The sequence below is a fragment of the Pseudomonas sp. RIT-PI-AD genome (assembly GCF_025642785.1).
Classification (GTDB): domain Bacteria; phylum Pseudomonadota; class Gammaproteobacteria; order Pseudomonadales; family Pseudomonadaceae; genus Pseudomonas_T.
The window spans coordinates 1-11,896 of record NZ_JANZKU010000032.1 but is presented as its reverse complement, the minus strand read 5'-3'; the positions used below and the strand labels follow the sequence as shown (position 1 = coordinate 11,896).

Here is an 11,896-nt window from a genome sequence, read left to right as displayed (position 1 = left end):
CCGCCTTCGCCGACCGCCTCGGCGCGGGAGCCGTGCCGCGAGGAGGGCCTCAGACCAGCAGGATCAGCACCAGCGGCAGGCTCGCGGCGCCCAGCAGGGTCTGCAGGGTGATCACCCCGGCCATCAGGTGAGCGTCGCCGCCGAGCTGACGGGTCAGCGCATAGGCGGTGGGTGCGGTGGGCAGGGCGAAGAACAGCACCAGCACCGCGCTTTCCATGCTCGGCAGCTGCAGCACCCGGCCCACGACGAACGCCAGCAGCGGCATGCCCAGCAGCCGGAGGGCGCAGCTCCAGGCCAGGGCCGACGCCTCCCCGCCCAGTTCCTGAGGGCGCAGCGCGGCGCCGACGCAGAGCAGGCCGAGGGGCAAGCTGGCGGCGGCCAGCAGCGAGAGCAGGCGTTCGCTGCCGCCGGGTAGCGGCAACCCGAGGAGATTCACCAGGGCGCCGCCCAGGCAGGCGAGGATCAGCGGGTTCTTCAGGACCGGCACCAGCAGTTCGCGGACCCCCACGCCCCGTTCGGCGGTCAGCGCCCACACCGACATCAGGTTCACCGTCGGCACCATCAATGCCAGCATCAGCGCGGCCAGGCTCAGCCCCTTCGGTCCGAACAGGCTGCCCACCGCCGCCAGGCCCAGGTACGTATTGAAGCGCAGGATGCCTTGGGCCAGGGCGCCGAAGCGCGCCGCCGGCCAGCCCCGCAGGCGCCGGCCGAGCAGCAGGGCGCACCAGGCGATGCCCAGGCCCAGCATCACCGCCGCCGCCAGGCGTGGCAGCGCTGGGTTGTCCAGCGGCGCGGTGGCCAGGTTGTGGAACAGCAGGGCGGGGAACAGGACGAAGTAATTCAGCCGGTCCGCCCCCGGCCAGAAGCCTTCGCTGGGAAAGCCGCGGCGGCGCAGGGCATAGCCGCCGACGATCAGGGCGAACAACGGCCAGAGGGCCAACAGCAAATCGATCACGGCAGGACGCTCGACAAAAGCCCGCATCTTCGGCACTCCGCCGGTGCGATGCAAGGCGGCTTCCCCTGGACCGGCCCAGGTCGCATGATGGGCGCGTTCGCATCCCGGGAGGCTCCATGACGGATCTGCATCAAGGCGGTTGCCAATGCGGCAGTCTGCGCTACCGCTTCCAGGCGCCGCTGCGCGACATCGCCCACTGCCATTGCACCATCTGCCGACGCAGCAGCGGCGGCCTGGTGGTGACCTGGATCACCGTGCCGCGCGCGGCCTTCGAATGGCTGCGCGGCGAACCCGGCGAGTACGCCTCGTCGGCGACCTGCACGCGCTATTTCTGCCGCGATTGCGGGGCCCAACTGGCCCTGTTCACCCGCCACAGCCCGGAGACGCTGGACGTCACCATCGGCACCCTGGACGAACCCGAGCACGCGCCCGCCGACCGGCACATCTGGGTCGGTACGCGCCTGCCCTGGCTGAACCTGGACCCGCAGTTGCCGGACGAGGAAGAAGAGCACATCTGAGCGCGTCTTGCGCAGCGGTGATCGAAAGTAGCGCGCCAAGGTGATCCGTCTGTGAACCCTGCACGGCGCGCGTGCCATTTTTTAGCCATCATGTCGGCCCCTTCGGAAAAAGGAACTTCCCGTCGTGCCGTACTCCCTGATACAGGCGTTCCAGAGCAGTAGAGAGCCGCTGGCGTTTTCGTTTCTCAACGCGCCTAACGTGACGCGTACTAAAATTGGCGAGGCAATCGCCAAACGGATCAATAGACCGGAAACCATCAACCAACAGAGTGCGCCGTTATGCGGCCCTGCCGCTTTCATGTTTTGCCTGGCTACCGCCCACCCTCGGCACTACGCGCGATATGCCATTGATCTCATGACCCAGGGTGAGGCTCGTCTCGGTCAGTTGCACATCAAGCCGAGCGCCCATTGCCAACAAGCCGATATCGGCAACACGATCGAACCTATTGATTGGGTAACGCTGGCGAGCTTGAGGGACTCATCCAACGGCATCTTCTCGATGAGTGGGCCAGGTTCGTCCGTTGCAGGCATAACCGGCGCAGGGACCATGGCAGCCTGGTTCGAACAGAGTGGTTTGTTTGGCCAGGTGGGAAACCAGGCGCAATACCATCCAGCCTCGCTGGAGCGACTTCTGACTGCGGACCTGCAAGCCAATATGGGGCGGTACGTTTGCCTATTGGTACGCGCGGCGGTGCTGGGTGCGGTAGCCGGCGAGATTCCTGTACCCAAATTGAATGGCATGCCCAGAACACTCGTGGGAACGCCCGATCACTGGATCGTCATGTGTGAGCCCATGGGGCTGGGACCCAGTTGCTACAATTCTGCCCGGGCCGATGTGGCGGACATGCTTAGGAAAAAGAAGCTCAGCTTCAAGGTGTATTCATGGGGCGGCATCTCCAGCCTTAACGACCGTCTACACGATTTGACCGTCGAAAAATTCCTTCCTTATTTCTACGGCTGCGTCAGCGCCAGCCCCGTCTGAGGCTTCCATGCGTATTGGTATTTCATTCATCACGGCTATCGCTCTGGCCGGTTGCCAGACCGAACAGTCGACAACGGCGGGCCAGGGGCTTGCGGTACCTCAGCTGTCTGAGCGGAACTCAACGGCCGTAAGTCCCTCCGCAGAGAAGCTGAGCATCGATGAAAGCGGCCGCTATTTCCTGGTCGCGAACTCTTCTGAGCGTATCGAGCTTTATGAAACGACGAGTTTGAGGAAGATAAACTCGACTCAGGTGGGTGGTGAGTTCTCATCCATCAATGGGAGTGGGTTCATCGACTCCGATCGTTACTTCGTAGGGTATGTGGATGGAAAGCGGGGAGCGCTTCGCGCTTTTGTGAAGATATTCCAGATCGAACCGGAAAAGCAGGTGTACGAACATGCTTTCGATGCGGGGGGCGACGTGCCGATGAGGGTGAATATCCACTACGTCGCGTATCGAAAGACCCTGATCGACTGGCAAAAAACGCAAGAGCCTCTGGAGATATGGAGTGCGCACCCGGGTTACGCGGGCGTTTATGCGTTGACTGACAGCGGCCGCGTCTTTACCAGCAACCTATTGGGGAAAACATTGCTGCTGCACGATCCCAGGACGAATCAACGTCTGTATTGGGAGGCGGGCATCAAGCCGTTCGACGCAGCTATCACCCGGAGCGAACATCACGTAATCGCCGTTGACGATGCTGGCTCCTGCAAAGTCTGGCGGATGCCCGAGATTGAGCCGCTGGGGCGCTGCGGATGGGGAGCTCTCTTTTCCAGCACGCGTGGCCGCGTCGTCGTGGCGCCTCATGAGGAACGCTTCGCCGTGTCGATCGATAACCGGGTACGCGTGTATTCGCTGCAGCCCTACGCGCTGATGAGTGAGTTCGCTATGCCGGCAGCGGTAACGACCTTGACCTTGGCCGACGGGGGCCGCATCGCCGTTGCGGACGAGCAGGGCAACCTGGAGGTATGGGATGCCCAGGCTGCTCGACCTTTGGGCCGGATTCAGCTTTCTTATGTCGAGGACCTGGCCTTTTCCAGCCAGGATCGACTATTGGCCTTGGTTCCTCGGGATGGCCGATACAGCGTCCATTCCTACGACATTCCCTCCCCTGTGCCGGCCAACCCCCACCCCTGAGGGCGAGGGTCTTCAAGGCAACCGCAATCCGCCCGCCGCCTCGTGCAGCGCCCGCAGATGGTCGCCGATCTGCTTGAGGTTGGCCTCGTCGGCGTCCAGTTCCGCCAGGCGTTCGGGGAGCAGCAGGTGGCGCAGTTCGCCGTCGAGGTCGTCGCTGAGCAGGCGCAGGCGGCGTTGGCGTTCGCTGCTTTCGGCTTCCAGGCGTTGCCATTCGCTGGCCTGGGGTAGGCCGTAGCCGCCCTCCAGCAGTTCCGCCGGGCGGCTGAGGAAGCCGCTGTTGGCGAGGATCTGCTCCAGGGTGCCGCCGGCCCTGGCGAAGCGGGTGTCGTCGGCGCGTTCGCGGCTGCTCAGGTAGTGCCGCTTGAGTTCGTCCTGGGCCAGCAGCTGTTGCTGGCGCTGAGCGGCCTGTTCCAGCAGCAGCAGGGCGGCGCTGGCGCGCAGGTCGGCGCTGGCGAACCAGGCCCGGCGTCGCTCGGCCGGGAGCGCCAGCCAGTCCTCGACGCTCGCCTGCGGCACCTTCAGGCGCTGCTGGATCACCGCGAACATCGCCTGGTAGCGATCGCGGAAGGAGTCGAAGCGATAGCCCAGGCGCAGCGCCTCGCGCGGATCGGCCAGGGGCGACGGATCGGCCAGGCCACGGGCTTCGAGCACCTTGAGCAGGCCGTTGGGCATGATGCTGTCGAGGTCGGCCAGGCGGGGGTCGGCGGTGCCGCTGCGGAGCAGCTTGAGGGTTTCCACCGCGCAGTTGTTGGACAGGAACCAATAGTCGCCGTCGTAGCCCCAGTGCATCTCGGCGGCATGCTCCACCAGCCGCTCCAGTTCGTCGCGTTCCAGCCGCAGGGGCACCGAGGCGAGGCTGCGCAGTTCGACCTTGGTGTATTCCTCGATGACCTGGTGCAGCGGCAGGACGAACAGGCGCGAGGGGTAGGCGCCGGTCAAGCCGTCCCAGCTGGACAGTTGCACGTCGCCGACGAAGGCGCGGTAGGACAGCACCAGGTGCTGGTCCAGGTCGAGCCTGCAGTCCGGCCCGCGCGGCCGGCCCGGTGCGCAGATCACCAGGCGCAACATGGTGTGGCCCCAGCGGCTGACCCAGCTGTCGTTGGCCTCGGCGAACAGGTAGTCCACTTCGTAGACCCGCTCGGGGTCGAGCCGGCCGAGGGGCTCGCGGGCGAAGTCGCGGCCGGCGTTGAGGTAGGCCAGGCCGCCGTCGCAGCCAGCGGAAGGCGGCGCCCAAGCGAAACGCTCGCGGAAGTAGCGATACAACGCGGGACGCCGACAGGCGTAGGCCGGATCGAGGAGGAAGTACTCCATGTTCACCGCGACGAATTCCCGCGGGTTGCTCAGTTCGTACAGGTCTGGGCTGCGGGCCACCTGGCCGTTGCGGGCTTCGCGCGCGCCACGCCGGCCGACGTACTGCGGCCAGCCGGCGAGGTCGAGCAGGCGCGGGTCGTCGCTGAGGCTGAAGCGCCGCTCGGTCTGCCCGCGGCAGGCGGCGGGCAGACCGACCACGCCGTTGCTGGCGGCGCGCCCATGGCAGCGGAACAGCAGGGTGCGCTGGTCGGCGTCGAACAGGCGGGCGCGGTCGTACAGGTGGGTCAGCTCGTGCAGCACGGTGGCCAGCAGTTCGCGGCGCAGGGTGCCGTGGGGGCGACCGGTGGGCTGGCGGGCGGCCGAGCCGTCGGTGAGCGCCGGCAGTTGCGCCGCGTTCAACGCCAGGGCATCCGGGCGCAGGGCGCGGCCGAAGGCGTTGGCCGGCAGGCGATCGCTCCAGCTCACCTCGACGCGACGGTCCAGCCGCTCGACCAGGGTCGGCGGCAGGGCGGCCAGGGCTTCGTCGAGCAGTGCCTGGCTGGCCTGTCGTTGGGCCGGGTCCAGGCCTTCGGTCTGCAGGTCCAGGCGCAACCCCGCCTGGGCGCAGGCGCCGGCGAGCATCAGGAGCGAGAACGCGCCGAGGCGGCGCAGAAAGGCGTGCATTCGAGAAAGGTTTCCGCGCCGGGGCTGGCTGTGGTGGACGGCGCCGGGCGCCACTAAGGGGACGGCTCAGAGCGCCAGGATCGCCTCGGCGAGGACTTCGTCGCTGGCATCGCGGGCTTCCGGCAGCCGTTCGCGCAGGCGGACCAGGGCGGCTTCCAGTTGGGCGCCGCGGATCCCGCCCTGGCTGGCGACGAAGCTGGCGGCGTCGTCGTGGGCGGCGCGGATGATCTTGGCGTCGCGGATCGAGGTGGTGGTGTCGGAGGTGAAGTCTATCGAGCGGTCGATGGCGCGGACGATGATGTTGCTGGTGGCTACCAGGGTCTGGGCCTGGGCCGTGGTGGCGAGCAACGAAAGGGCGGCAGCGACGAACAGCGGGCTACGCATGGGGAACTCCGAGGGATCGAGGGGGACCGCCTATTGGACGGGAAGGCGCGCGGCCAGTTCAAGCCTCGGCCGCGCGCCGGGCGCTCAACGCACCAGCACCGCCTCGGCCAATTGCATGTCGCTCGCCAACGACGCCGGATCGCGCTGGCGCAACGTCTGCAACGCCGCTTCCAGCTGGGCGCCGCGGATCGCCCCGGCGCTGGCGACGAAGCTGGCGGCATCGTCGCGGGCGGCGCGGATCACCTTGTCATCGCGCAGCGACGAGGTGGCATCGGAAATCGCGTTGCTGCTGCCGCGCAGGCCGTCGAAGATCGCGTCGCTGGTGCCGACCAGGCTGGAGGCCGAAGCCTGGCTGGCCAGGCCGACGAGGAGGGCGGCGGCGAGGGGGCGTATGAGGTTCATGGTGACTCCTGGTACGGGGAATGGGGACGCCCCGGTGGGGCGTGGGGGCGGTTGGCGGGCGGCGGGTGCAGCGCCGCCTGGAGCCTTCGCGTCATGCCGCTAGCCTAGCCAATACGCGGTTCGCCGACCAGCGCGCGCGAACGCGAGCGAGCGGTCGCGGACCGCGGGCGTGACCGCTTGGTCCGCCGCGCGGGCCCTGGGCCGCCCCTCGCGGGCACCCGGGCCGGCTCCGCGCCGCGCTCAAAAGGCACTTGCAAGGCCCGGAGTTTACTGGTGCTATGCAGCACTTTCCCGCATGGAATGCCGCGGAAAGCGTCATTGCACGAGACATCAATAATAAAAGTGGACAAATGCGGTTGCGTGCCGAGTGGTCGGGCACGAGCCGCGTTCCGGACAGGACTGGATGGGACGGCACCCGTGACCGCACCTCCTCGCGTCCGGCATCAACCTGCTCGGTCACGACATGATCATTCTCATTGGCTCCAAGATCGGCCAGTCCGATATCCAGGCGTCGCTCGGCAAGCCCGAATACAGCTATTACTTCCTGCTGCGTGAGTTCCTGCCCGCGCTGCGCCGGATCGGCACGGTCATCGAGGCGGAGGGCGCGGCCGACGTCGACCGCCTCTACGACGCCTACCATGACCAGGGCAAGCCGGTCGTCTTCCTCAGTTTCAGCCCCCCGCAACAGACGCCGGTGGAGCTGCGCTGCCCGACCCTGTGCGTGTTCGCCTGGGAGTTCGACGACCTGCCCGACCAGGCCTGGGACGGCGACCCGCGCAACGACTGGCGCCACGTCTTCGAGCGGATCGCCGCCGCGGTGCCCTGCAGCGAAGAAACCGCCCGGGCGGTGAGCCGGGCGATGGGCCCCGAATTCCCGGTGCGGGCGATCCCGGCGCCGGTGTGGTCGCGGTTCGCCGACCTGTACCCGCAGGCGGGCTGGTCGCCGCGCCGGACGCCGCGCCCCTTCGAATTCACCGGACGGGTGATCGACAGCCCGCGACTCGGGTTGTCCGCCGACGCGCTGGTGCGCAAGCCCGAACCGCCGGTGGAAATCGAGCCGGAGAAAGAGCCCGAGGTCCTGCCCGAGCCGGAATGCCCGCCGGTGGAGCCCCCGGGCCCACTGAGCTGGGCGGAAAGGCGCCTGATCAGCCGCACGCTCTGGCGCGAATGGTGGTACGAGCTGACCCGCGGCCCTGGTGCCAAGCGGCCCGAGGCGCCGGCGCCGGTCGTCGAGGCACCGGTGCCCGTCGAGGTGCCGCCAGTCCTCGAACCGGAGCCCGAACCCGAACCGGAGACGCCGCCGGATCCCTATCCGCTGGGCGCGCAGCGCCTGACCCTGGAGGGCGTGGTCTACGTCAGCGTGCTCAATCCGGGCGACGGGCGGAAGAACTGGATCGACCTGATCACCGCGTTCTGCTGGGCGTTCAAGGACGTGGAAGACGCCACCTTGGTGGTGAAGATGACCCACCACGACCTGGAGTATTACCGGATCGTGCTGCTGACCCTGTTGTCGCGACTGGCGCCGTTCCGCTGCCGCGTGCTGGTGCTGCATGGGTTCCTCGAGGAGGCCGAGTACCGCGCGCTGGTGGAGGCCAGCACGTTCTACGTCAATGCCTCCGCCTGCGAGGGCCTGTGCCTGCCGCTGATGGAGTTCCTCAGCGCCGGCAAGCCGGTGATCGCGCCGCGCCACACGGCCATGCTGGATTACCTGACCGCCGACCTGGGCTTCATCGTCGAGACCTGCCCCGAGCCTTCCTGCTGGTCCCATGATCCCACTGGGTTGTTGCGCACCCGCCGTCACCGCCTGAACTGGCAGTCGCTGATGGAGGCCTATCGCGCCAGCTACCGACTGGCGCGGGAAAACCCGCGGGACTACCGGCGCATGTCGACCCTCGCCCATCGGCACATGCAGGCGTTCTGCTCGGTGGAACAGGTGGCCGCGCGCCTGAGCGATTTCCTCGAAACGCTGCCGCAGTCGTCGACGGAGCGGCGCGCGCCGCGTCTGGAGCATTCGCTGCCGTGAAAATCCTCATCTATTCCGAAGTCACCGCGGCGAGCATCGCCCGCAGCCTGGGTCTGCCCGAATACAGCTATTACTTCGTGCTGCGCGAATTCCGCCCGGTGCTGGAACGCCTCGGCGAGGTCATCCTGGTGGAGGATCCGCAGCGCGAGGTGGATGCGCACTACGCGAGCGCCCGCGCCACCGGCGAGCCCTGCGTGTTCCTCAGTTTCTCGCCGCCGCACCGCACCTGCCTCGAACTGGCCTGCCCGACGGTGCCGGTGTTCGCCTGGGAATTCGATTCGATCCCCAGCGAGAGCTGGCTCGACGAGCCGCAACAGGACTGGCGCCACGGCCTGCGCCACTGCGGCCGGGCCATCGTGCATTCCTGGCTGACCCGCGACACCGTGTGCGAGGCGATGGACGATCGCTTCCCGGTGATCGCCATCCCGGCGCCGGTGTGGGACAAGTTCGCCCCCCTGCGCGAGCGCGATCCGGCGCAACGCCCGGGCGGCCCCTGGGTGCTGGAGCTGCCGGCCGGGGTGGTCTTCGACACCCATTGCCTGTCGCTCGAGCCCTGGATGCCGGGCCTGGACGCGGTGGCCCAGGCGGTGGCCGTGGCACGCGGGGAGATTCCCGCGCAGAGCCTCGCCGACGCCGTGCCCATGGTCCAGGCGGAGACCGCGGTGGAGGCTGCGCCGCCGGCGGTCGCTTCCGGGCGGCTGAAGATGACCCTGCGCTACCTGGCCGAGTGGTACCGGCTGGTCTGGCGCGACCGCCTGCCGGATGCGTTCGACCACGGCCTGCGGGCGCTGCGTCGGCGCGGGCGCCCGGTGCCGCCGCCCGCCGCGCCGGCCCCCGAACCCCTGGTGGACGCGGAGCCGCCGCTCAGCCCCTGGGACCTGGCGCCGCGCCGGCTCGAACTGGACGGGGTGATCTTCACCGCCATGTTCAACCCCTACGACGGGCGCAAGAACTGGGTCGACATGCTCACCGCCTTCTGCACCGCGTTCCGCGACCAGCCCGAGGCGACCCTGCTGTTCAAGCTGGGGCACAGCAAATACCACTCGGCGATCAACGACATGCTGATGTGCATGGCGCGCCTGCCGGCGTTCCGCTGCCGGGTGATACTGCTCCAGGGTTACCTGGAGGCTGCCGATTTCGAGGCGCTGATCGACGCCACCGCCTTCGTGGTCAACGCCTCTCACGGCGAAGGCCAGTGCCTGCCGCTGATGGAATTCATGTCCTGCGGCAAACCCGCCATCGCGCCGCAACATTCGGCGATGGCCGACTACATGGACGAGGAGGTCGGCTTCGTCGTCGACAGTTGGCTCGACGCCACCGCCTGGCCCCACGACCCCCGCCTGGCGTACCGTACGCTGCGCCACCAGATCGACTGGCAGTCGTTGCTGGAGGCCTACCAGGAGGCCTACCGGACCTTCCGGGAGGAGCCCGGGCGCTATCGCGCGCTGGCGGCGAACGCCGTCGAGCGGATGCGCGGGCATTGTTCGCAGGCGGTGGCCGAAGAGCGCCTGCGCCGTTTTCTGACCATCGATGAGGACGTGGACGCATGAGCGGTTTGCTCGAAGGATTCCGCCGCTTCGGCATGGACTTCGCGGACGAAGCCGAGGCCGAGGCCGCCTGGAAATCCATCAGCGAGGGCGCCGGCTTCGTCGACTCGCGGGACTGTGGCCTGGTCGACGTGGTGCAGAGCGGCTGGTTCCGCAACGACCGCGGCGAACTTTTCAGCGACTTCCCGGTGAGCGCCGAGGACGTGGTGCTGGACGTCGGCTGCGGCGCCGGCGGGGCGACGCTGTTCTGCGCCAACCGCGGCGCCCATGTGATCTTCAGCGACCTGGTCGCGGAGAAGGTCGAGGCCCTGCGCCGGCGGGTCGCACAGACGCCGGCGCGCCAGGCCGAGGGGCTGGTGTCCGACAGCGCGCCGCTGCCCCTGGCCGATGCCAGCGCCACCCGGGTGGTGGCCCTGGAAGTGCTGGAACACGTGGAGGACCCGGCCGCCGTGCTGAGCGAACTGGTGCGGGTCGGCCGGCCCGGCGCCCTCTACCTGCTGGCGGTGCCCGACGCGGCCGGCGAGCACCTGCAGAAGGCCTTCGCCCCGGCCTACTACTTCGAGCGGCCGAACCACATCCACATCTTCGAACGCGAGGCGTTCGGCCAACTGGTGCGCGACGCCGGCCTGGAAATCGTCCGCCGCGACAGCTACGGGTTCTTCTGGACCCTGTGGATGTGCTTCTACTGGACCTGCGCCAAGGCCGCCGGCGGCGAGCTGGAGGGCGCCTCCCACGACGTGGTGCAGCCGCCCTATCCGCCGCTGCTCAACGACTGGGCGAAGCTCTGGCACCAACTGATCAAGATGCCCGAGGCCGCGCCGATGAAGCGCGCCCTCGACCAGGTGCTGCCGAAGAGCCAGTTGATCGTGGCGCGCAAGCCGGGGCCCGAACCCCGGTGAAGGGACGCATCGCCGACATCGAGGTGTTGCGCGCGGTGGCGGTGCTGTTCGTGCTGTTCCAGCACATCGGTAACCTGTGGCCCTGGACCTCCTCGACCCTCGACCTGCTCTACGGCGCATTCGGCGGTACCTTCGGCGTCGACCTGTTCTTCGCCGTGTCCGGCTTCGTCATCGCCCGCGACCTGGTGCCGCGCCTTCTGGCGGCCCCCGATTCCGCGAGCGCCTGGCGGGTGATGCAGGCGTTCTGGGTGCGGCGGATCTGGCGGCTGTGGCCGTCGGCCTGGCTCTGGCTGGGGCTGATCCTGCTGGCGGTGGTGGGGTTCAACCGCAGCGGCGTTTTCGGCAGCCTGGAGGCCAACCTGCAAGCCACCGCCGCCGGGGTGTTGCAGTACGCCAACCTGCGCTTCGCGCAGAACTTCATGCTCCACGAGATCGGCGCCAGTTTCGTCTACTGGAGCCTGTCCCTGGAAGAACAGTTCTACTTGCTGTTCCCGTTGCTGGTGGTGCTGTTCCGCCGCCGGCTGGGTGTGTTCCTGCTGCTCTTCGCCCTGGCGCAGATGGCCCTGCCGCGCCAGCAGTCGTTCCTCATGGTGTTCCGCACCGATGCCCTGGCTCTGGGCATCCTGATCGCGCTGTGGAGCGGGCGGGATTCCTGGCGTGCCCTGCTGCCCAGCCTGTCGGCCTGGGGGCGCGGTGCGCGCCTGGCGCTGGCCCTGGGGCTGGTGGCGGCGATGGCGTGGCTCAGCGCCCACCTGCAGGCGGTGCGCTACGCCGTCGCACTCATCGCGCTGTTCTCGGCGGCGCTGGTGCTGCTGGCGTCCTACGACCGCGACCTGCTGCTGGCGGACGGCCGCCTGCGGCGGCTGCTGGTGTGGGTCGGCACGCGCTCCTACGCCCTCTACCTGATCCACATCCCGGCGTTCTTCGCCACCCGCGAACTGTTCCATCGCCTGCTGCCGGGGCAGCCGCCCAGCCCGGGCCTGGCCCTGGCGTACCTGGCCTGCGCGTTGCCCCTGCTGGGGCTGCTGGCGGAAGCCAACTTCCGCCTGCTGGAAACCCCGCTGCGCCGGCATGGCG

At 68.2% G+C, this 11,896-nt stretch carries 11 protein-coding genes; 7 read left to right on the top strand and 4 right to left on the bottom strand.

Features of this window, described 5'->3' with window-relative positions:
* Positions 1-49 precede the first annotated feature (49 nt).
* Positions 50-982, bottom strand: a complete 933-nt coding sequence (locus OGL92_RS20065) for an AEC family transporter (RefSeq protein ID WP_263147123.1) — start codon at positions 980-982, stop codon at positions 50-52.
* A gap of 89 nt (positions 983-1,071) precedes the next feature.
* Between OGL92_RS20065 and OGL92_RS20060 the strand changes: the two genes are divergently transcribed.
* From OGL92_RS20060 to OGL92_RS20050, 3 genes are all read left to right on the top strand, one after another.
* A complete protein-coding gene (locus OGL92_RS20060) occupies positions 1,072-1,473 on the top strand; it encodes a GFA family protein (RefSeq protein WP_263147118.1) in 402 nt (133 codons plus the stop codon).
* Positions 1,474-1,597: 124 nt separating this feature from the next.
* Complete coding sequence (locus tag OGL92_RS20055; protein WP_263147116.1) at positions 1,598-2,455, top strand: hypothetical protein; 858 nt, start codon at positions 1,598-1,600, stop codon at positions 2,453-2,455.
* Between the two features lie 7 nt (positions 2,456-2,462).
* The gene (locus OGL92_RS20050; protein WP_263147115.1) at positions 2,463-3,590 is read left to right on the top strand and encodes a hypothetical protein; all 1,128 of its coding nucleotides are present in this window, start codon (positions 2,463-2,465) and stop codon (positions 3,588-3,590) included.
* Between the two features lie 12 nt (positions 3,591-3,602).
* Here the strand turns inward: OGL92_RS20050 and OGL92_RS20045 are convergent, their stop codons facing one another.
* From OGL92_RS20045 to OGL92_RS20035, 3 genes are all read right to left on the bottom strand, one after another.
* Positions 3,603-5,564 carry a DUF4105 domain-containing protein gene (locus OGL92_RS20045; RefSeq protein ID WP_263147113.1) on the bottom strand — a complete coding sequence of 654 codons (1,962 nt, stop codon included), beginning with the start codon at positions 5,562-5,564 and terminating at the stop codon, positions 3,603-3,605.
* Between the two features lie 66 nt (positions 5,565-5,630).
* Positions 5,631-5,948, bottom strand: coding sequence for a DUF2388 domain-containing protein (locus tag OGL92_RS20040; RefSeq protein WP_263147111.1), 318 nt, complete (start codon positions 5,946-5,948; stop codon positions 5,631-5,633).
* Between the two features lie 84 nt (positions 5,949-6,032).
* A complete protein-coding gene (locus OGL92_RS20035; protein ID WP_263147109.1) occupies positions 6,033-6,350 on the bottom strand; it encodes a DUF2388 domain-containing protein in 318 nt (105 codons plus the stop codon).
* A 463-nt stretch (positions 6,351-6,813) separates the two neighbouring features.
* Between OGL92_RS20035 and OGL92_RS20030 the strand changes: the two genes are divergently transcribed.
* The 4 genes from OGL92_RS20030 to OGL92_RS20015 all read left to right on the top strand — a co-directional run.
* Positions 6,814-8,373: a glycosyltransferase gene (locus tag OGL92_RS20030; protein ID WP_263147106.1), complete on the top strand. Its 1,560-nt coding sequence runs from the start codon at positions 6,814-6,816 to the stop codon at positions 8,371-8,373.
* Complete coding sequence (locus OGL92_RS20025) at positions 8,370-9,923, top strand: glycosyltransferase (protein ID WP_263147104.1); 1,554 nt, start codon at positions 8,370-8,372, stop codon at positions 9,921-9,923. The genes OGL92_RS20030 and OGL92_RS20025 overlap by 4 nt, the downstream gene beginning before the upstream one ends.
* Positions 9,920-10,819, top strand: coding sequence for a class I SAM-dependent methyltransferase (locus OGL92_RS20020; protein WP_263147101.1), 900 nt, complete (start codon positions 9,920-9,922; stop codon positions 10,817-10,819). The genes OGL92_RS20025 and OGL92_RS20020 overlap by 4 nt, the downstream gene beginning before the upstream one ends.
* Positions 10,816-11,896: acyltransferase (locus OGL92_RS20015; protein WP_263147098.1), on the top strand; the 1,081-nt coding region annotated here is incomplete at its 3' end. The genes OGL92_RS20020 and OGL92_RS20015, both read left to right, overlap by 4 nt.